The sequence below is a fragment of the Streptomyces sp. CB03238 genome (assembly GCF_002099185.1).
Lineage (GTDB): Bacteria > Actinomycetota > Actinomycetes > Streptomycetales > Streptomycetaceae > Streptomyces.
Window position 1 is genome coordinate 288,224 of the sequence record NZ_NBCN01000001.1, and the last position, 20,622, is coordinate 308,845.

17 protein-coding genes and 1 tRNA gene are annotated in these 20,622 nt (G+C 73.1%); 12 read left to right on the forward strand and 6 right to left on the reverse strand.

Features of this window, described 5'->3' with window-relative positions:
- Positions 1–2,192: ATP-binding cassette domain-containing protein (locus tag BKD26_RS01305; protein ID WP_107417732.1), on the forward strand; the 2,192-nt coding region annotated here is incomplete at its 5' end.
- Positions 2,189–3,046 (forward strand): ABC transporter permease, encoded by an 858-nt coding sequence (locus BKD26_RS01310; protein ID WP_179166365.1) that lies wholly within the window; start codon positions 2,189–2,191, stop codon positions 3,044–3,046. The genes BKD26_RS01305 and BKD26_RS01310, both read left to right, overlap by 4 nt.
- A gap of 18 nt (positions 3,047–3,064) precedes the next feature.
- Here the strand turns inward: BKD26_RS01310 and BKD26_RS01315 are convergent, their stop codons facing one another.
- A complete protein-coding gene (locus BKD26_RS01315; RefSeq protein ID WP_241518473.1) occupies positions 3,065–3,703 on the reverse strand; it encodes a DNA-binding response regulator in 639 nt (212 codons plus the stop codon).
- 371 nt (positions 3,704–4,074) lie between these two features.
- Here BKD26_RS01315 and BKD26_RS01320 point away from each other — a divergent pair, with 371 nt between their 5' ends.
- The 3 genes from BKD26_RS01320 to BKD26_RS01330 all read left to right on the forward strand — a co-directional run bounded on the left by BKD26_RS01320 (position 4,075) and on the right by BKD26_RS01330 (position 6,014).
- Positions 4,075–4,536 (forward strand): anthrone oxygenase family protein, encoded by a 462-nt coding sequence (locus BKD26_RS01320; RefSeq protein ID WP_084894810.1) that lies wholly within the window; start codon positions 4,075–4,077, stop codon positions 4,534–4,536.
- Between the two features lie 129 nt (positions 4,537–4,665).
- Complete coding sequence (locus BKD26_RS01325) at positions 4,666–5,370, forward strand: DUF4142 domain-containing protein (RefSeq protein ID WP_241518475.1); 705 nt, start codon at positions 4,666–4,668, stop codon at positions 5,368–5,370.
- A gap of 5 nt (positions 5,371–5,375) precedes the next feature.
- Positions 5,376–6,014 carry a class F sortase gene (locus BKD26_RS01330; RefSeq protein ID WP_084894812.1) on the forward strand — a complete coding sequence of 213 codons (639 nt, stop codon included), beginning with the start codon at positions 5,376–5,378 and terminating at the stop codon, positions 6,012–6,014.
- Positions 6,015–6,031: 17 nt separating this feature from the next.
- Here BKD26_RS01330 and BKD26_RS01335 read toward each other — a convergent pair whose 3' ends face one another.
- The gene (locus BKD26_RS01335) at positions 6,032–6,856 is read right to left on the reverse strand and encodes a metallophosphoesterase (protein ID WP_241518477.1); all 825 of its coding nucleotides are present in this window, start codon (positions 6,854–6,856) and stop codon (positions 6,032–6,034) included.
- An 883-nt stretch (positions 6,857–7,739) separates the two neighbouring features.
- Positions 7,740–7,812, reverse strand: a tRNA-Arg gene (locus tag BKD26_RS01345).
- 314 nt (positions 7,813–8,126) lie between these two features.
- Between BKD26_RS01345 and BKD26_RS01350 the strand changes: the two genes are divergently transcribed.
- The 7 genes from BKD26_RS01350 (at position 8,127) to BKD26_RS01385 (ending at position 17,055) form a co-directional block, all read left to right on the forward strand.
- The gene (locus BKD26_RS01350; protein WP_084895319.1) at positions 8,127–9,725 is read left to right on the forward strand and encodes a GTPase domain-containing protein; all 1,599 of its coding nucleotides are present in this window, start codon (positions 8,127–8,129) and stop codon (positions 9,723–9,725) included.
- Positions 9,722–11,521, forward strand: coding sequence for a YfjP family GTPase (locus BKD26_RS01355; protein WP_084894818.1), 1,800 nt, complete (start codon positions 9,722–9,724; stop codon positions 11,519–11,521). Before BKD26_RS01350 ends, BKD26_RS01355 begins: the two co-directional genes overlap by 4 nt.
- Before the next feature lie 133 nt (positions 11,522–11,654).
- Positions 11,655–12,128 (forward strand): single-stranded DNA-binding protein, encoded by a 474-nt coding sequence (locus BKD26_RS01360; RefSeq protein ID WP_084895321.1) that lies wholly within the window; start codon positions 11,655–11,657, stop codon positions 12,126–12,128.
- Between the two features lie 241 nt (positions 12,129–12,369).
- Positions 12,370–13,800: an LAETG motif-containing sortase-dependent surface protein gene (locus BKD26_RS01365; protein ID WP_179166367.1), complete on the forward strand. Its 1,431-nt coding sequence runs from the start codon at positions 12,370–12,372 to the stop codon at positions 13,798–13,800.
- Positions 13,801–14,280: 480 nt separating this feature from the next.
- Positions 14,281–15,945 (forward strand): energy-dependent translational throttle protein EttA, encoded by a 1,665-nt coding sequence (gene ettA / locus BKD26_RS01375; RefSeq protein ID WP_084894821.1) that lies wholly within the window; start codon positions 14,281–14,283, stop codon positions 15,943–15,945.
- Positions 15,946–15,955: 10 nt separating this feature from the next.
- Positions 15,956–16,399 carry a thioesterase family protein gene (locus BKD26_RS01380; protein WP_084894823.1) on the forward strand — a complete coding sequence of 148 codons (444 nt, stop codon included), beginning with the start codon at positions 15,956–15,958 and terminating at the stop codon, positions 16,397–16,399.
- Complete coding sequence (locus BKD26_RS01385) at positions 16,396–17,055, forward strand: hypothetical protein (RefSeq protein ID WP_084894825.1); 660 nt, start codon at positions 16,396–16,398, stop codon at positions 17,053–17,055. The genes BKD26_RS01380 and BKD26_RS01385 overlap by 4 nt, the downstream gene beginning before the upstream one ends.
- A 364-nt stretch (positions 17,056–17,419) precedes the next feature.
- Here the strand turns inward: BKD26_RS01385 and BKD26_RS01390 are convergent, their stop codons facing one another.
- The 3 genes from BKD26_RS01390 to BKD26_RS01400 form a co-directional block, all read right to left on the reverse strand.
- Positions 17,420–19,684: a hypothetical protein gene (locus tag BKD26_RS01390; protein WP_143662594.1), complete on the reverse strand. Its 2,265-nt coding sequence runs from the start codon at positions 19,682–19,684 to the stop codon at positions 17,420–17,422.
- 4 nt (positions 19,685–19,688) lie between these two features.
- Positions 19,689–20,036 carry a hypothetical protein gene (locus tag BKD26_RS01395; protein ID WP_143608428.1) on the reverse strand — a complete coding sequence of 116 codons (348 nt, stop codon included), beginning with the start codon at positions 20,034–20,036 and terminating at the stop codon, positions 19,689–19,691.
- A gap of 161 nt (positions 20,037–20,197) precedes the next feature.
- Entirely contained in the window at positions 20,198–20,602 is a 405-nt protein-coding gene (locus BKD26_RS01400) for a globin (protein ID WP_084894829.1), read from the reverse strand.
- Positions 20,603–20,622 lie beyond the last annotated feature (20 nt).

Consider the following 20,622-nt stretch of genomic DNA (forward strand, 5'->3'; position numbering starts at 1 on the left):
CGGCCCCGTCGGGCGTCGCGGCCCCGGAGGCCGGGGCGGCCGCCACCGCCCCGACGGCCGCGCGGGGCGGGGCGGACGCCGGGCCTCCGAACGCGGCGGCCGGTGCCGCGCCGTCGGGCGCGCCCGCCGGACCCGGAGCGCGCCGTCCGGCCGATGGCGCCGACGTGGCCGCCTGTGGGCCGTTCCAGGACGTGCTGTGTGCGATGTACGAGCGGGTGGCCGTCGCCGGGAAACCGGACGCCGCCGCCCGGGCGCTGCTCGCAGCGCGCAGCCCGTCCGCCGTCGGCGACCGCATCAAGGTGCCCGCCCTCATCGTGCAGGGGCAGGCCGACTCGCTCTTCCCGCTGTCGCACGCCGACGCCATGGCCAAGGCCATCCGCTCCAACGGCGCACCCGTCGCCGTCGACTGGATCGCCGGCGGGCATGACGGCGGCGACCGGGAGACCGAGCGCGTCGAGGCGCGCATCGGCGCCTGGTTCGACCGGTACCTCAAGGAGGACACCGGCGCCGGTACCGGTCCGGCCTTCCGGGTCAGCCGCACCGGCGGGGTCGACTCGACCGACGGGCAGGCCCAGCTGCGCGGCGCCACCGGCGACAGCTACCCCGGCCTGCGCAGCGGCGAGCAGACCATCCCGCTCACCGGCGCCGGCCGGCCGCAGACCTTCCGTAACCCTGCCGGGGCCACCCCGCCCGCCATCTCCGCCGTACCGGGGGTCGGCGGGGGACTGTCCCAGCTGTCGTCGCTCGGGGTCGGCCTGTCGCTCGACTTCCCGGGACAGCACGCCCGGTTCGAGTCTCAGCCGCTCACCGAGCCGCTGCGCATCACCGGCTCGCCCACCGTTCGGGTCACCGTTTCCTCCGACACCGGCGAGGCGGTCCTCTTCGGCAAGGTGTACGACGTCGGCCCCGACGGCCGCCAACAGGTGCTGCCCGCCCAGCTCGTCACCCCCGTCCGCGTCGGGGGCGCGCAGAACGGCAAGGCCGTCGAGCTGACGCTGCCCGCCATCGACCACGAGGTGGAGGCGGGGCACCGGCTGCGCCTCGTCCTCGCCGCGACCGACCTCGGCTACGCCTCCCCGGCGACCCCGGCGACGTACACCGTCGGCGTGACGGGCGGCCTGTCCGTACCGACCGCGCCCGGCGTACGCACCGAGGCCACCGGCCTGCCCTGGTGGGTGTGGGGCCTCCCGGCGGCCGGCGCCCTGGTCGCCGCCGTCCTGCTGCTCACCGCCCGCCGCCGCACCACCGCGCCCGCACCCGATCCCGAACTCGCCGACGTACCGCTCCAGATCACCGGACTGACGAAGAAGTACGCCAAGTCCGCCGACCGGTACGCGGTACGGGAGCTGTCCTTCCGGGTCGAGAAGGGGCAGGTCCTCGGGCTCCTCGGGCCGAACGGCGCCGGGAAGACCACCACCCTTCGTATGCTCATGGGCCTGATCACCCCCGACGACGGGGAGATCCGGGTGTTCGGGCACGCGATCAGGCCGGGCGCGCCGGTCCTGTCCCGGGTGGGTGCGTTCGTCGAGGGCGCGGGCTTCCTGCCGCACCTGTCGGGACGCGAGAACCTGGAGCTGTACTGGCGGGCCACCGGCCGCCCCACCGAGGACGCCCACATCGACGAGGCCCTGGAGATCGCCGGTCTCGGCGACGCCCTGGCCCGCGCGGTCCGCACGTACTCGCAGGGCATGCGGCAGCGGCTCGCCATCGCCCAGGCCATGCTCGGCCTGCCGGACCTCCTCATCCTCGACGAACCGACCAACGGACTGGACCCGCCACAGATCCGCGAGATGCGGGACGTGATGATCCGGTACGCGGCCGGGGGCCGGACCGTCATCGTCTCGTCCCACCTCCTCTCGGAGGTCGAGCAGTCGTGCACGCACCTGGTGGTCATGGACCGTGGCCGGCTCGTCCAGGCGGGCCCGGTCGCGGAGATCACCGGCGCGGGCGACACGCTGCTGGTGACGACCGCCGGTGACGTGCCGGACCCGCTGGTCGACAAGGTCGGCGCCCTGCCCGGCATCGGCTCGGCGGTACGCACGGACGGCGGCCTGCTGGTACGGCTGGACGGCGCGACCGCCACCGTTTTGATCGCCGAACTCGTCCGGCTGGACGTGCCGTTGACCGGTGTGGGCCCACACCGCCGCCTGGAGGACGCGTTCCTCACCCTGATCGGAGGAGGATCCGCGTGAGCGCACTGCTCCAGTCCGCGCCCGGCTACCGGGCCGGGCACACCCTGCCGCTGCGCGTCGAAGCCGTACGCCAGCTCAAGCGCCGCCGCACCCTCGTCATGGGCGCGGTCCTGGCCGCCCTGCCCTTCGTGCTGATCGCCGCCTTCGCGATCGGCGGCACACCGGACGGACGCGGCAACGACCGGATCACCCTGATGGACACGGCGACCGCCTCCGGTGCCAACTTCGCCGCCACGTGCCTGTTCGTCTCGGCCGGGTTCCTGCTGGTGGTGCCGGTGGCGCTGTTCTGCGGCGACACGGTGGCGTCCGAGGCCAGTTGGTCCTCCCTCCGCTATCTGCTCGCCGCGCCCGTGCCGCGCGCCCGGCTGCTGTGGTCGAAGCTGGCCGTGGCACTCGGGTTCAGCGCGGCCGCGATGCTGCTGCTGCCGGTGGTGGCGCTGGCGGCGGGCACGGTCGCGTACGGCTGGGGGCCGCTGGAGCTGCCCACGGGCGGCTCCCTGGCCACGGGTGACACGGTGCCGCGCCTCGCGCTCGTCGTGGCGTTCATCTTCGTCTCCCAACTGGTCACGGCGGGTCTCGCTTTCTGGCTGTCGACCAGGACGGACGCCCCGCTCGGCGCGGTCGGCGGCGCGGTCGGTCTGACGATCATCGGCAATGTGCTGGACGCGGTGACGGCACTCGGATCGTGGCGTGACTTCCTGCCCGCGCACTGGCAGTTCGCCTGGGCGGACGCGCTCCAGCCGCAGTTGGAGTGGGGCGGCATGCTCAAGGGGGCGGCGGTGTCCGTGACGTACGCCCTGGTTCTGTTCGCCCTGGCCTTTCGGGGGTTCGCCCGTAAGGACATCGTGTCGTAGGACCGTGTGCCCCGGTCCTCACAGCCAGCCGCGACGAGCCGCTTCCGCTCCCGCCCGGAAGCGGCTCGTCGTGCCCAGCGCCGCGAGCAGCTCCCCCACGCGCCGGCTGTACGTACGCCCCGATATCCCCAGCCGCGCGGCGGCCGTCTCGTCGGTGAGGCCGGCCAGCAGGGCCTCCAGCACCGGCCGCAGATGCGTGGGCAGCGCCCCGGGCGGGTCCGGCCGCGACGGGACCTCCTCGCCCGCCTCCCACCAGGCGTGATGGGCCCGCACGAGGGCGTGGACCACGACCGGGTCGCGGATCAGCAGCAGCCCGTTGTAGAGCAGTTCGAGGTCGAGGGGGATGGCGGCGACCGTACGGTCCACGACGATCATCTTGAAGGGGATGGATTCCGTCAGCCTGGCCCGGCCCGGCAGCCGCGCCGCCCCCAGGACGTCGGAGGCGACGACCCTGGACAGCGCGTGACGTGGCACGATCTGGCGTACCGTACGGACCCGTTCGGTCGCTGTGCGCACGCAGCTGCCTGCGAGCTCCAGGAAGGGCGCCGGGATCGACAGGCCCAGGCAGGCGGCCGGATCGTCGAAGGTCAGCAGCTCACGGCGGGCCGATTCGGCCAGCGCGGCGAGCGTCGCGCCGATCTGTCTCGTACCGCGCACGGGCTGACCGGCCGGTCGCGGCGCCTGCGGCGGCGCGGCACGCGCCGGTGACGTCTCCACTAAAGCCGCCCGGCCGAGCACAGAGCCCGGAACGTTCGCCACGGCTGACCACCCCCGCCATCCCCTTGGAACGTACGCAACTCCATGTACGCATGTGACTCCGCACGGTGACAAGACCCGGATCGGCGGTTGGCGAGTCCAAGCCAACCCCTGCGCTTTGCCTCACGGGGCGCTCCGCGTTGCCGCAGACCAGTTGCCCGCCCACATCGAGCTGCGCGCCCGGCACGGACCGGTTCCCCGGCCGAATCGATCCGCCGGGCCGGCGGCCTCAAGCACTGACGCCACGCGTGACCGGCTGCCATGATGGCCGCATGCCGACGCTGTTGCTCGCCCTCGCGGTCATCTCCACCGGCCTGTACGCGGGCTTCATGCTGATCTTCCTGACCGGCGTCATGCCCGCGCTGGCCAGGCTGACGGACGAGCAGTTCGTGACGGTCATGCGGCGCATCAACGAGTACGTGCCCCGCGCGGTGTTCCTGGCCGTCTTCGCGGGCCTCGTGGTGTTCCCGGCCCTGGCCCTCGCCGTACCGGTCGAGGACCGGTCGCACAGTCAGCGGTGGCTGATTCTCGCCGGTCTGGTGTGCGCGGTGCTCAACCATCTGGTCACCGTGGCCGGGAACATCCCGCTCAACAACGCGCTGGCCGCCTCGGAGGGCAGCGACGCCGCCTCCGTACGCCAGGCCTTCGAGTCCCGCTGGAACGCCCTCCATCTGCTCCGTACGCTGCTGATCACGGCGTCCTTCGCCCTGCTGGTGACCGCCTCGCTCACCTGACTCACCCGACCGGGTGTGCACTGTTTGCAGTACGGCGAGTGGCGCCCGGCTCCGCTCCGTGTCCGGATGGTCACGTGACCCTCGTACGTGAGGGTCACCAAGCGACCGACGAGAAACGGACGACCAATCGTGACCCGCACCCACCGCTGGGCCGCCACGGCCTTCACCTGTCTCGCCCTGACCGGTATATCCGCCGGGCCCGCCTTCGCCACGGCACCCGCCGACGGCTCCTCCCTCGCCACCGACGCCGGCTTCCTGCGCGCCTCCCACCAAGGGAACCTGACCGAGATCGCGGCGGGGAAGGACGCCCAGAAGAACGCCACCACCGACTGCGTGAAGCACGTGGGCAAGGTGCTCGTCCGCGACCACACCAAGCTCGACGCGGACACCAAGGCCCTCGCCGACAAGCTGGGCGTCGACCTGCCCGTCGCGCCCTCGAAGGAACAGCAGGACACGCTCGCCGAGGTCATGGCCAAGGCGGGCACCAAGGCCTATGACAAGGCCTGGCTCGACGCCCAGGCCGCCGCCCATGAGAAGACCCTGGCGCGGATCGACAACCAGATCACCAACGGCAAGAACGCCCAGGTGACCGTCGCCGCCAAGGCCGCACGCCCGGTCGTCGCCATGCACCTGGACATGGTGCGCGGCGGCGAGTGCCACGCCGCCGCGGCGCCGAAGCGGATCCACGCCGGCAACGGCGGCCAGGCCGCGAACGCCCTGGCGGCCGACGTCCCGGTCGTCCTCGCCGTACCCGCGGTGGCGGTCGGCGGTGTCCTGGTCGCCGCCGGTGCGTTCTGGGCCGCGGCCCGCATCCGTCGCAACGACAACCGCTGACGCCGATGCGCGCCTGGCCGCGTACCGAGCCCGGTCCGGACCGCGCGCTGGTCCGGGCCGGGCTCGCGGCGGTCGCCGTGGCGGTCGTGGCGTACCTCTTCCCGTTCTTCCCGGCTCCCGCGCGGGCGCCGGACACGGGCACCCTGCCAGGGGCGGCCGCGGCGCCCCCGACCGCCGGCACCGGCAGCCCGTGGGCGTCCTCACCGCCCGTGTCCCTCACCATCCCGGGCCATCTCCGTACGACACCCATCGACCCGGTCACCGCCGACGCCACCGGCGTCATGGCCGTGCCGCCGTCCCCCAGGCGGCTGGGCTGGTGGGCCCTCGGCGCACCCCCCGGCGCCGCGCACGGCACCGTCCTGCTGGCCGGGCACCTCGACTCGGCCGAGGAGGGCGCGGGCCCCTTCGAGGCCCTCCACGACGTGCCCATGGGCACCCGCGCCCAGGTCACGACGGCGGACGGCACACGCCACACGTACCGCATCGTGGCCCGCCGCACCCACCCCAAGAAGGCCCTGCCTCAGGACCTGTTCACCACCCGGGGCACCGCCCGCCTGGCCCTGGTCACGTGCGCCGGCGACTTCGACCCCGACGCGCACGCGTACGCCGAGAATTTGGTCCTCTACGGGGAGCCGGTCTCGTAGCGCGTGAAGGCGCTCCGTCAGACCCGGCCGGGAAGCACCACGGACAGGTCCGGACGCACCGGCCGTGGGCGCCACTCGCGCGGGTAGCCGACGGACACCTCATGGAACGGCACGCCGTCGTGCCAGGTCGTACGCGGGATGTGCAGGTGCCCGTAGACCACGGCCCGGGCCCGGAAACGGCGGTGCCAGTCGGCGGTCGCCTCGGTGCCGCACCACAGGGCGAACTCGGGATGGCGCAGGACGTACGTGGGGTCGCGCACCAGCGGATAGTGGTTGACGAGCACCGTGGGCAGGCCTGGGTCGAGGGCCGCCAGCCGCTCCTCGGTGATCCTCACCCGCTCCCGGCACCAGGCGGCCCGGCCGGGGTGGGGGTCGGGGTGCAGCAGGAACTCGTCCGTGCACACCACGCCCTCCCGGTGCGCCACCTCCAGGGCCTGCTCCTCGGTCACCGTCCCGGCGGGGCGGAACGTGTAGTCGTACAGCAGGAACAGCGGCGCCACGACGACCGGGCCGTCGGGCCCCTCCCAGACGGGGTACGGATCCTCGGGCGTGAGGACCCCGAGCCCCCGGCACAGCGCCACCAGGTGCTCGTACCGCCGCACGCCACGGTCCTGTACGGGGTCCTCCGGCACGGTCCACAACTCGTGGTTGCCCGGCGCCCACACCACGGTGCGGAAGCGGTCGCGCAGCAGGGTGAGGGCCCAGGTGATGTCCGTGGTCAGCTCGCCGACGTCGCCGGCTATCAGCAGCCAGTCGTCCTCCGACCGGGGCCGCAGACCCTCGACGATGCTCCGGTTGTCCTCATGCCGCACATGCAGATCACTGATGGCGAGCAACGACACCTGTACCTCCGGAAGGGACGTGCGGGGACGGAACGACATGACGGACCGGCGTCGGAACCGGCCCACCTGCCCGGTCGCGGAGTCACCACAACGCGCGGGGCACCCGCCCGAGTTCCCGCACCCGGGGCCTAGGCACCGCTCGTCGTCGGTGGTTTCGACGACAGGCCCGGACATGAACGGTCACATACGCTCGGCCCTCCTCTCGGCCGTCCTTGTCCTCCAGGACTGCCAGGCCCATCGGGCAAGTCCGCCCACGGCGAGGGATACCAGAATGGCGCCCCAGTCGATGACGTGCGGCAGCCCCGGGGAAAAGGCGAAGAAGGCGAGTGTTGCGACAAGGCCCACCAGGAATGCGGCGATGCCCCCCTGGCGTCGTCGCCTTTCACCCTCGGGGTCCTGAACGTGCCTCTCTTGTTCTCTCATGAACGAGCTCACTTCGTGATGTGGTGGCACTGGCTGAGAGTTCCCGCAGCGGCGAGAGCGGCGGTGAGACGTGTGACATACCGCATGACCAGGCGATCCCTTCTGGTGAGGTCCTGACGAGCGCCCGGAACAACTGCGTTGTTGTACGCCAGTTGCGGCATTGGGGGTGATGTCACTTGAAGAGCGATGAAGGAAGCTGCGGGCTGACTGGAGCGGTCGGGTTGCTTCCGTCCACCGAGCTGACCGCCCCCTGACGTCCGCGCCGGACGTCTGCCCGCACCGCAACGGCCAGTGGGGCCGAAGGGGGGCCTCATCGGCGCGGAGGGTGGTGACGTCGGGCGGACCCATCCGCGTGATCGTTCGAGCGCGGCCCGGTCCGGGGCTTACGTGTCCGCTGCGCCCCGTCCGCCGGGGCGCCGTGACCGGCAAAAAGCCCTCCCTGGAGGAGGGCCGGGCGGTGCGCCCCCGGCAGGACTCGAACCTGCGGCCAAGCGCTTAGAAGGCGCCTGCTCTATCCACTGAGCTACGGGGGCCGGTGGTGGCCTTGTGGCCTGGAGCCCCTGCTGGGTGGTCCGTGACCATGCCGGGGACAAGGATAGGGCTCCGATCACCTTGGCCCGGTCGCTTCACCTGCGTGGCACGATGTGGAGGTTCAGTGAAGCGAACCGATAATCGCAGGCAGGTGCGATTTCCGCAGCGCTTTTCGCGTCTCCCGCCTCGGGTGTTGTGTACTCGTTATGCCTGCGCCCCACTCGTCCCGTCTGTCCCGAGTGTCCGATCGGCGCGCAGAGAGCGCCATACGCTTCAAAAAGGTCATGAAATTGGGCATTCTTCGCATGTGGTGACCTTGGACGTACGGCCTCAGCTCATCGACGCACTCTCCGCCCTGCGCGACCGTGTCGCCGCCGTGCGTCTTCCACTGCCCCTGCCGGGTGCGCCACGGGCGCGGCAGACGCGGGCCGAGTTGCTCGCGCAGCTCGATGACTATCTGGTGCCCCGCCTGAAGGAGCCCGAAGCGCCGCTGCTCGCGGTCGTCGGGGGGTCCACCGGGGCGGGGAAGTCGACGCTCGTCAACTCGCTCGTCGGGCGGCGGGTCAGTGAGGCCGGGGTGCTCAGGCCCACCACCCGGACGCCCGTCCTCGTCTGCCACCCCGACGATCACCACTGGTTCGCCGGGATGCGGGTGCTGCCGCAGCTCACCCGGGTGTGGACGCCCGAGGGCGGGGAGGGGGACGGGGACGGGGTCGAGGAGCGGGCGCTGCGGGTCGAGACCGCCGACACCGTTCCGCGCGGGCTCGCGCTGCTCGACGCGCCCGACATCGACTCGCTCGTCGTCGAGAGCCGCGAGCTGGCCGCCGAGCTGATCTGCGCCGCCGACGTGTGGGTGATGGTCACCACCGCCTCACGGTACGCGGACGCCGTGCCGTGGCACCTGCTGCGTACCGCCAAGGAGTACGACGCCACGCTCGTCACCGTCCTCGACCGGGTGCCCCACCAGGTGATCAACGAGGTGTCCCGGCAGTACGAGGCGCTCCTCATCCGCGCCGGGCTGGGCGAGGTGCCCCGGTTCACCATCCCCGAGCTGCCCGAGTCGGCGGGCGGCGGCAGCGGCCTGCTGCCCGACACCGCCGTCGCGCCCCTGCGCGCCTGGCTCGCGCACCGCGCCCAGGACCCCGCCGCCCGGCAGCAGACCGTCGGGCGCACGGCCCGCGGGGTGATCGACTCGCTGAACGCACGGATGCCGGAGCTGGCCGGCGCCGTCGCCGCGCAGTACGCCGCCGCCGTACGGCTGACCGGCGCCGTCCAGGCGGCGTACCAGCGGGAGGGCGAGCGGGTGCGCAGCGAGCTGCGGCGCGGTGCCGTCCTCGCCGGCGACGCCCGCACCCGCTGGCGCGGCTACCCCCGCGACTGCTCGGCCACCGAACTGCTGGACTCCCTCGCCGAGTCCCTGACCGCCCTGCTCCAGTGCGCCGTCGCCGCCGCCGACGACCACGTACGGGAATCATGGCGGCGCGAACCGGCCGCCCGGGCGCTGGACGGGGGCACCAGGGCGTCGACGACCGGGCCGGACCGGGAGACCGGCGAACGGATCGGGATGGCCGTACGGCGCTGGCGGCGCGTCCTGGAGGAGCTGGCCGAGGACGAGGTACGGCGGATGGACCGGGCCGCCGCCCCGGACGCCGAGACGGCGGCGGCCCTCCTCGCGGCCGCGCTGCTCGGCGGGCGCAGGGCGCGCACCGCCGGTGAACGGCTCGCCGAACTGCTCGGCGCCCAGGGCGCCCTGCGGCTGCGCGACCGGGGCGGCGAGTTGGTGACCACGTACATCGATCGCGTACTGAACGAGGAGCGGGCCCGGCGGCTGGAACCCCTCCGGGCCCTCGACGTGACCCCCGAGCCACAGGCCGAGCTCATCGCCGCGCTGTCCCGACTGCAGAAGGAGAGGTGACGGCGGTGAGCGCCGTTGACGAACGCTGGGACGACGGACTGATCGCCCGCCGCGTACAGGAACAGGCGGAGGTGGCCGGCGGGCCGCTGACGGACGAGCCGCACGTACCGATCGGTGAGGCGTACGCCGGGACGCTGCGGGCGCGGCTGGACGCCCTGCGGGAGCTCGTGGGGCTGTCCAGGACCCGGCTGGACGGCGACACCCTCGCCGAGGCCGGGCGGGTACTGGACGAGGCCGCGGCACGTCAGCGGCTGTCGTCGCGGCACACCGTCGTCGCGATCGCCGGGCCCACGGGGAGCGGCAAGTCGACATTGATCAACGCGCTGGCAGGGGTTCCGGTGTCGGAGACCGGGCTGCGGAGGCCCACCACGGCCGCGCCCATCGCCTGCACCTGGTCCGAGGGCGCGGCCGGGCTCCTGGACCGGCTCGCCATCCCGGGACGGCTGCGGCGCCGGCCGCTGGCGGGCGGGGTCGGTGACGAGGCGTTGCAGGGCCTGGTCCTGGTCGACCTGCCCGACCACGACTCGGCGGTCACCACGCACCGCAAGCAGGTCGACCGGGTGCTGGCCCTGGTGGACGCGGTCATCTGGGTCGTCGACCCGGAGAAGTACGCGGACGCGGCGCTCCACGAGCGGTACTTGCGGCCGCTCGCCGGGCACGCCGAGGTGACGTTCGTGGTCCTCAACCAGGTCGACCGGCTGCCGGGTGAGGCCGCCCACCAGGTGCTGGACGATCTGCGGCGGCTGCTCGACGAGGACGGGATGGCGCTCGGCGAGCACGGTGAACCCGGTGCCACGGTGCTCGCCGTGTCGGCGCTCACGGGGGAGGGCGTGGGGGAACTGCGCGAGGTGCTCGGGGCGTTCGTACAGGGCCGCAGCGCCGCCGAGCGGCGCCTGTCGGCGGACGTCGACGCGGCGGCCGCCCGGCTGCGCCCGGTGTACGTGGCGGACGGGCACCCCGGGCTCGGCGAACGTTCCCGCGAGGACTTCGGCGCGCGGCTCGCGGTCGCCGTCGGCGCGCGGGCCGCCGGGGAGGCGGCGGAACGCGAATGGCGGCGCAACGCGGGACGGGCGTGCGGGACGCCGTGGCTGCGGCTGTGGCGCTGGTACGAGCGGATGCGTACGCAGGCGGGCGGGGCGAGTGCGGAGGAGGGTGCCCAGCCGGAGGCCACGGTGGCGGCGGAGGACGAGCTGACGGCCCGCCAGCGCGTCGAGCAGGCCGTGCGGGTGGTGGCGGGAGAGGCGGCGCGCGGGCTTCCGGTGCCGTGGGCGCAGGCGGTGCGCGAGGCGGCGGTACGCGGGGCGCGCGGGCTGCCGGAGGCGCTGGACGAGCTGGCGGTGTCGGTGGGGGTGCCGCAGGCGGGCGGGCGGCCGCCCCGGCCCGCGTGGTGGCCGGCGGCCGTACTGGCCCAGGCGGCCATGACGCTGCTCCAGTTCTACGGCGCCCTGTGGCTGGTCGGCCAGATCGTCGGCGTACTGGAGCCGGGGCTCGTCCCGCCGGTCCTGATCATGCTGGCCGGCATCGTCGGCGGGCCGCTCGTCGAGTGGGCGTGCGCGGCGGCGGCCCGGGGGCCCGCCCGGCGGTACGGGCAGGAGACCGAGCGCCGGCTGCGGGAGGCGGCGGCGGGGTGCGGGCGGGCGATGGTGCTGGACCCGATCGCCGCGGAGCTGATGCGGTACCGGGAGGTGCGCGAGCGGTACGCCCATGTGGCGCGTGGGCGCGGGGAGGGCGGAGGGCCGGGTGTCGCGGCGGCGGTCGTGCGGATGGGGGCGGGGACGGGGCTGCGGCGGGTGTGACGCCTGGTGGGTGTCCCCCTTGCGGATGGCGGAGTTGTGCACAAACGGGGGCTCGTCCACAGGGCCGAGCGGGATTTCGGCGGGCGGGCCAGCATGGGCTCAGTCAGCAGGAGGACCGCGAGGGGTGGGTGTCATGAACGACACGATGGTGACGGTTGTGGGCAATGTCGCGACGAGCGTCGATTACCGCGACACGGCGGCGGGAGGCGTGGCGAAATTCCGGTTCGCGGCGACCGCGCGCCGCTGGGACCGGGAGAAGGCGGGCTGGGTCGACGGGCATACGAGTTTCTACACGGTGAGCGCATGGCGGGCGCTCGGCGCGAATCTGGCCGCGTCGGTGTCGGTCGGTGACCCGCTGGTGGTGCACGGACGGCTGAAGGTGCGGGAGGAGGACTGGGACGGTCAGCGCAGGACGTTCGTGGACATCGACGCGTCGGCGGTGGGACACGACCTGACGCGCGGGACCTCCGCGTTCCGGAGGGTGATGAAGGGGGAGCCGCGCTCGGCGGACCGGCCGGGGGCCGTGCACGACGCGGGCGGAGGCGGAGCCGGAGGGGGAGGCGGAGGGGGCGGTGCGGTGGATCGGCCGGTGGAGCTGGTGCCGTGACGGTACGTCAGGGAAGGGATACGGTCCGGTGTGCCGATGTGGAGATTCGGCGAGCGCATGCCTCGTGAAGCCGGGTTCGCGATAACGATTCCGAGTCGGAATGGTTGTCTGACGGTATGACAGGGGACTGTGCAGGGTCGCCTCTCTAGGATTCCCGGGTACTCACGGGGCACTTGAGTCGGCAGGCGAGGCACTCCCCCCACGCGCCACACGCGAAAAGTCTCGCCCGGAGGGGAATTCTGTGTTTGCTGGGTTTTCTGTACGGAGGGGGAGAAGGCGTCCCGCCCGTCTTCTCGCCGCGGTCGTGACCTCCGGTCTGGTCGCCGGAGGGTTCATAGCCGGGGCGTCCGCCGCCGCGGCCGACGAGGCGCCACAGCACCAGGGCGGTGCCGCCGCCACCCTCAACGGGCTGACCACCTTCGGCCAGGCGGTCCTCCGTGTCGACGGCGAGAAGCAGGAGATCCCCGCCGGCCTGTTCGAGATGACCGTCGACGGGGGCGGGACCCTGAAGACGTACTGCATCGATCTTCACAACCCCACCCAGGAGAAGGCCAGGTACCTGGAGACCTCCTGGGACCAGACCTCGCTCGGCGGGAACAAGGACGCGGGCCGGATCCGCTGGATCCTCCAGCACTCCTACCCGCAGGTCGACGACCTGGTGGGGCTGGCCGAGGACGCCGGTACGGGACCGCTGACCGCCGGGACCGCGGCCGCCGGCACCCAGGTCGCGATCTGGCGGTACTCGGACAACGCGCAGGTGCAGGCGCTCGACCCGGCGGCCGAGAAGCTCGCCGACTGGCTGGAGAAGGAGGCCGAGAACGTCGCGGAGCCCAGGGCGTCGCTCAGCCTGGAGCCCAGTGCCGTCTCGGGTCCGGCCGGAACGAGGCTCGGCCCGGTGACCGTGCGCACCGACGCCGGCCGCGTCTCGGTGACCCCGCCCGCCGACGCGGCCGCCAGCGGTATCAAGGTCACCGACAGGAACGGCAAGCCGGTCACCTCGGCGACCGACGGCAGCCGGCTCTACTTCGACGTCCCCGCCAAGGCCGCCGACGGCTCCGCCGCCCTGACCGTGCAGGCCAGCACCTCCGTGCCGGTCGGCCGGGCGTTCGCCGGCGTGACCAAGAGTCAGACGCAGATCCTGGCCGGTTCCAGTGAGTCGACCGTCTCCGCCACCGCCACCGCCACGTGGGCCACGACGGGCGCCATCCCGGCGCTCTCGGCCAGGAAGAACTGCGCCGAGGGCGGCGTGGACGTCACCGCCACCAACCGGGGCGACGCCGCGTTCAGCTTCGAACTCATGGGTTCCACCCACGCCATCCAGGCCGGCGAGTCCCGGACGGTGACCATCCCGGTCGCCGAGGACCAGTCGTACGACTTCACGATCACCGGGCCCGGCGGCTTCAGGAAGACGTTCACGGGAGTCCTCGACTGCCGGACCTCCGGCAGCACGGCCACCACCATGACCGGCCAGCAGGGCACCCAGCCCAGCCCCCTCTCGGTCGGCGGCACTTCGGCCGGCGCCGGCGCGATGGATGACGGTCCGGACCTCGCCGAAACCGGCGCGTCCAGCGCCACCCCCATGATCGCGGGCATAGCCGTGGCGATGGTGGTGATCGGTGGGGCGGCCGTCGTCCTCCTCCGCAGGAAGAAGGACCCCGGCGCGGACGACTGACGTCGCACGCGAGCGGTACGCCCCTGACGCCCGGCCGCTGCCGCCGCGCCGGGGGGCCCGGAATCGCGTGCCTACGCGGGCGCGGTCCCGGTCCCCCGGCGGCGACACGACGGCCCCGGCGGCGACACGACGGCCCGGGCGGGGGTGGGCGGCCCGGGCGGACCGAGGCGGACCGGGCGGACCGGGAGGTCCGGGTGGTCCGGGGGCCCAGGCGGATCGGGCGATCCGGGTGGCCCGGGGGGATCGGACGGTCCGGGCGGACCGGGCGGCCGGCCCGGCGGATCGGACAGCACGGGGCGGGATCGGAGTCCGGGAGGCTGGTGCGCGGGTGGGGCACACCGGGTGTGACGGTTCCGTCACCGGCGCGGGGTGCCGAGGGGCGCGGTCGGGCGCCGGAGGCCTTACTGGTTTCCTTCGCGGGGTGGACGTCAGGCAAGATGGGGTGTATCTGCCCACTCTCGGACTGCCGGACGGTTTCTCTTGGCTGAGTACATCTACACGATGCGCAAGACGCGCAAGGCGCACGGCGACAAGGTCATCCTCGATGACGTGACGCTGAGCTTCCTGCCCGGTGCGAAGATCGGTGTGGTCGGCCCGAACGGCGCCGGTAAGTCGACCGTGCTCAAGATCATGGCCGGTCTGGAGCAGCCCTCCAACGGTGACGCGTTCCTGTCGCCCGGGTACACGGTCGGGATCCTGCTGCAGGAGCCGCCGCTGGACGAGGAGAAGACGGTCCTGGAGAACGTCCAGGACGGTGTCGCCGAGATCAAGGGCAAGCTCGACCGGTTCAACGCGATCGCCGAGGAGATGGCGACCAACTACACCGACGAGCTGATGGAGGAGATGGGCAAGCTCCAGGAGCAGCTCGACCACGCCAACGCGTGGGACCTGGACGCCCAGCTCGAGCAGGCCATGGACGCCCTCGGCTGCCCGCCCGGCGACTGGCCCGTCACCAACCTCTCCGGTGGCGAGAAGCGCCGCGTCGCGCTCTGCAAGCTGCTGCTGGAGGCCCCCGACCTGCTGCTGCTCGACGAGCCCACCAACCACCTGGACGCCGAGTCCGTGCAGTGGCTGGAGCAGCACCTCGCCAAGTACGCCGGCACCGTCGTCGCCATCACCCACGACCGGTACTTCCTCGACAACGTCGCCGAGTGGATCCTCGAGCTCGACCGCGGCCGCGCCTACCCCTACGAGGGCAACTACTCCAAGTACCTGGAGACCAAGCAGGCCCGCCTCAAGGTCGAGGGCCAGAAGGACGCAAAGCGCGCCAAGCGGCTCAAGGAAGAGCTCGAGTGGGTCCGCTCCAACGCCAAGGGGCGGCAGGCCAAGTCCAAGGCCCGTCTCGCCCGGTACGAGGAGATGGCCGCCGAGGCCGACAAGATGCGGAAGCTGGACTTCGAGGAGATCCAGATCCCGCCGGGCCCGCGCCTGGGCAGCGTTGTCGTCGAGGTCGAGAACCTCAACAAGGCGTTCGGCGAGAAGGTCCTCATCGACGACCTGAGCTTCTCCCTGCCGCGCAACGGCATCGTCGGCGTCATCGGCCCGAACGGCGCCGGCAAGACCACGCTGTTCAAGATGATCCAGGGCCTGGAGGAGCCGGACTCCGGCTCCATCAAGGTCGGTGAGACCGTCAAGATCTCCTACGTCGACCAGAGCCGCGCCAACATCGACCCGAAGAAGACGCTGTGGGCGGTCGTCTCGGACGAGCTCGACTACATCAACGTCGGCCAGGTCGAGATGCCGTCGCGGGCGTACGTCTCCGCGTTCGGCTTCAAGGGGCCGGACCAGCAGAAGCCGGCCGGCGTCCTGTCCGGCGGTGAGCGCAACCGCCTCAACCTGGCGCTGACCCTCAAGCAGGGCGGCAACCTGCTGCTCCTTGACGAGCCGACCAACGACCTCGACGTCGAGACCCTGTCGTCGCTGGAGAACGCGCTGCTGGAGTTCCCGGGCGCGGCCGTGGTCGTCTCCCACGACCGCTGGTTCCTCGACCGGGTTGCCACGCACATCCTGGCGTACGAGGGCGACTCCAAGTGGTTCTGGTTCGAGGGCAACTTCGAGTCGTACGAGAAGAACAAGATCGAGCGCCTCGGCCCGGACGCGGCGCGGCCGCACCGCGCCACGTACAAGAAGCTGACCCGGGGCTGAGGCAGCGGCAGTGGCTCGTCATATCTACCGTTGTCCCCTGCGCTGGTCGGACATGGACGCCTTCGGGCACGTCAACAACGTCGTCTTCCTCCGCTATCTGGAGGAGGCGCGGATCGACTTCATGTTCCGGCTGGCGCCGGGGAACGGCTCGCCGTCGTTCTCCGGCGGGTCCGTCGTGGCCCGGCATGAGATCGACTACGTACGGCCGCTGGTCCACCGGCACGAGCCGGTGATCATCGAGTCGTGGGTCACGAAGATCGGCGCGGCGTCGCTGACGATCGCGTACGAGATCAAGGACGCCGAAGGCTCTGCCCAGGTGTACGTGCGCGCCTCGACGGTCGTCGTGCCGTTCGACCTGGAGGCCCAGCGTCCGCGCCGCATCACGGCGGAGGAGCGGTCGTTCCTCGAGGAGTACGTCGACGACGGCATGCACGGGGAGCCTGCGGCCGCATGACGCCGCCGCTGCACTTCGCCGACGCCAGGGAGGCGGCCGACCTCGCGGCCTTTCTGGCCCGGCTGATCCACTACGACCGGGCCGCCGCCGTCCGCCTCCAGGCGGGTGGCGGGGCCCTGGCCGTGTTCGGACGGCCGGCGTCCTTCGAGGTGCTGGCCATCCGGACGGCGGCGCTCCTGGACGACGCGCCGCTGGACGTCACCGTGTCCGCGGGGCAACTCCTGGAGGGCATCGAGGAGTCGGCGGGCAAGGCCATGGTGCCCGCCCCCGTCACCGGTCCGCCCTGGGCGGGCGTCCTGCCCCCGCGCGGCGGCTGGCAGGAGGTTCCCGGCCTCCCGGACGTCGCCGGGCTGCGCGGGGCGGTCGCCGCGGCGGTGGCCGAATTCCGTGCGCGGGACGGAGAGTTGCCCGCCGAGCGCCGCACGCGCGCGGAGCGCGACCGGATCGGCCGCGACATCTGGTCCCGGACGATCGGCTCGACCGGCCTGCCGCTGCGCGCCGTGCACGCCGCCCAGTCGCTGGGCTTCCTGCCCCCGCACGACGTGCCGGTGGCTCTGCTCGCGGCCGGGTCATGGCTGCGGCTGCGTACCCCGTACGGATCGATCGCGGTCCGCAAGGCGGGGCTGGGGACGGGACTGACCGTCACGGCGGTCTGATACGGGCGCGGTGACGGTCACGGCGGACTGATACGGCCGCCCGGCGGAGGGCCGCCCCGTCCCCGTCCCGGTTCCCGCCTCGGGCTCGGCACGACCAGTGCGTCGGCACGGTGACCGTGCCGGGCCCGGACCCGCGGCGCCGGTGTCCGTGGCTCACGACCCGAGCCCGAACAGGCCGGTGCCCGGTGCCCGGTGCCCGGTGCCCGTGGCCCGTGGCCCGAGCTCCAAGCTGGAGACGGCCTGCCCGGTCCAGGGTCGCGTACTCGCGGGAGACCACCGCGCGGGCTCGTTCGGCACGGCATGGTCATGTGCAACACGTGCTTTCAGAGGGGGCACCCGGCCCGATTAACCGCTTGCGGGTTCGTTATCCGGCGTCGGAAGACCGCCCTGCGTACGCCGCCCCGTCATGGCGGGCGGTCAGCCACCCGCCCGCGACCGTCGCCGCCGCGCACAGCGCGGCCGCCACCGCCGGCCCGCCGCCGAGCAGAGCGAGCGGTGAACTCCCGGACGGGGACAGGAAACCGAGGTTCACCGCGGCGAGCAGCGCCGCGACCAGCGAGGCCAACCCCAGCGCGCACCCCATCGGAACGCCCATGCCCCACCACGCCACCCGCAGAGGAAAACCGGCGCCCGAGGTGTACGCGGCCGACGGCCGCAGTTCGTCGGCCCGGTCGAGGAACGCGTGCAGCAACCCGGCCGCCCCCGCGAGTGCGAACAGCAGGAACCCGACGGCCGCCACGAGGACCACCCAGTCGGCGAGACGCGCGCGGGCCTCGGCACCGACGACGTGGGCCTCCCCGGGAGCGCCCACGTGCGGCAGCGGCAGCGTCGCGTGCGCGGCCCGCTCGATGCGTTCGCGTCCTCCCGGCCCGGTCGTCAGGACGACGAAGGCGCCCTGTTCCTCGAGCAGGTGCGCCCGGGTGGCGGACGCCTGCACGTGGACCGGGCCGAAGCCCACCCAGCGCAGTGCCTCGGTACGGGGCGTGCGCTCCCGGTAGACGTCGTGCGCCGGTACGGCCCGCTCGCGCGGGCAGGAGCGCATGGTTCCGAGGGCGGCCAGGTCGCGGCAGTCACCGCGCAGTACGGGTCGGCCGGAGCCGGACACCACCCGCAGCAGCCGGTCCTCCGGGGCCAGCGCGGCCGCGAACCGGGCGTGCGCCCGCTCGTTCGTGGGCGCGCTGTAGACCTCCAGGAGCCGGTCGTCCAGCCGTTCGCCGAGCACGGCGGCGTTCCGGGCCGCGTTCGTCTGGTCGGTCACCATCACCAGGGCCTGGGCGGCCAGCGCCGGCATGACGACGAGGGCCGCGGCCGCCCGGGCGAACACCGAGGGATGGGCGGCCGCCCAGCGCCCGCCGACCAGCCGCGCCGCGCTCGCGGTGCCGCGTCCGGTCAGCCGGGCGGAGACCCGGGCCGCCGCCCGCCCCAGGAGCGACGGCAGCCCGGTGAGCATCAGGGCCGTGCCCAGCACGAAGAGCCGGACGCCCGTCGCCTGCCCCGCCGCCGCCCCGGAGACCACGGCCAGCGCGCCGATCCCGCATACGACACCGGGCCAGGCCGACGGCGCGGGCCGCGCGGGCCGCGCGGGCCGGGGCGGTGCGGAGCCGGCTCGCGCGGACCCGGGCCGCCTCGACCAGGCGGGGCGTACCCACCGGTGCGGCGCACCGAACAGCAGGCACAGCGCGGCGAACAGCAGGCACAGGGCCGCCCACACGAGGGCCAGCGTGAGCGGGAACTGCCACCGCAGCGGCGCCAGATCGGCGGCCGACACCTCGTACCCGGTCAGCGGCAGCCGTACGCCGGTCAGGGTGAGGGCCGCGAGCGGTACGCCAGCGAGGACGGTGCCGGCGGCGAGCGGGCCCACGCACTCCCCGGCCGCGATCCTCGCGCGTACGGTACGCCCGGTGTCGCCGAGCGCGTACAGCACCGCGAGCCGCCGCTCACGCCGCCCGGCCCCGAGCTGGGACGCGACGACGAGCAGGACGGCGACGGGCAGCCCGATCTGGGGCACCAGCAGCCAGCGCAGGTCGCTCTCCGGCCGGTCGAACGACTGGCTGAGGAAGTACGCCGGGTCCGCCGGCCGCTCCGCCCCGAAACGGGCGACGCCGAGGGTCGTCGCGTACCCCTCGATCCGTACGCCGGCCGGCGGGCGGACGTACACGAAGAGCTCGCCCGCATCGGCCAGACCCTCCTCCGCCACCGTGCCCGCGAGCCCGCCGAACCGGGTGGCGGCGGCCGGCATGGTGTCGAGCAGCGCCGGTGACACGAACGCCTCGCCCCGTTCCGGCCATCGGGGCAGTCCGGGCGGGAGGGGAGCGGAGGGGGCGACGGGCTCGATGGAGACCACCGAGAAGCTCCGCCCGCGCCAGGTGTCGTCGCTCTGCGCCCACCGTAGGGCCGGGCGTGCGCCGGGGGCGGCGGGCACGGGCATCCGCGCCGAGATGCGCGCCTCCCGTCCCTCGTACACGGCGTGGACCGCCTGCACGCCCCACACCAGCAGCGCCGCCGCCATCGCGGCGAGCGCCAGGCACAGCGCCCGGACGCCCCGTCGCGGATCACGCCGACGGGTGCGGCCGCCGGGGCGTGCCGGGCCGCGGGCCGGCCCGGCGACCCTCGCAGTGGGTGCGGTCATGACGTCAGGGGTGCCGCTTCCAGCCGGAGCACGCGTCCGACACGAGCGGGCGGTTCTCGCACGTCTGCATCGTGTAGATCGAGTACGTACCGGTCGTGGAGGTCTTGCAGTAGCCGTTCGTCTCCTCCATGCGCACCACGGTGTCCGGCGTGGTCCGCTTGAAGTTGACGTAGACGTTGAAGCCGTCGGCCTCCCGGTCGCAGACCCCGGCGTACTTGTGGTCCCTGCCGATGTAGCCGAAGTCCTCGCCCTCGTAGACGTAGAAGGTGTCGCCGAAGGCGGTACCGGCCCCGAGCAGCGCCGTCACCGTCGCGATCGCCACGGCACCCAGCCGCATGGTCCTCCGTCGCACGTTGAACCTCCACAAGACGAGGGGCACCCGCCGATTGCGGATGCCCGTTCGATGTGTTGCGGCTGTGAACTTAGGGGGTGGAGGGCGGCCGTGGGGGCCGGGTGCGGCAGAGTTGGCCGGAACCTTTTCTGTCACTTGCCCGTCACGGAGCGTGAATCGGCTCAGTCGGGGGTGTTCACCATCGACGCCGCGGCGTACGTCAGGTAGTTCCACAGCGTCTGCTCGTGCTCCTCGGACAGGCCGAGCTCGTCCACCGCCGCCCGCATGTGCTTCAGCCAGGCGTCGTGCGCCGCGCGGTCCACGGTGAAGGGCGCGTGGCGCATCCGGAGCCGGGGGTGGCCGCGGTTGTCGCTGTAGGTGCGCGGGCCGCCCCAGTACTGCATCAGGAACAGCACCAGCCGCTCCTCGGCCGGTCCCAGGTCCTCCTCCGGGTACATCGGCCGCAGCAGGGGGTCCTCCGCGACCCCCTCGTAGAACCGTTGGACGAGGCGCCGGAAGGTAGCCTCGCCGCCGACCTGCTCGTAGAAGGTCTGCTCCTGAAGCGTGCCGCGCGGGATCTCATTCACGACTCCATCGTCTCAGACGG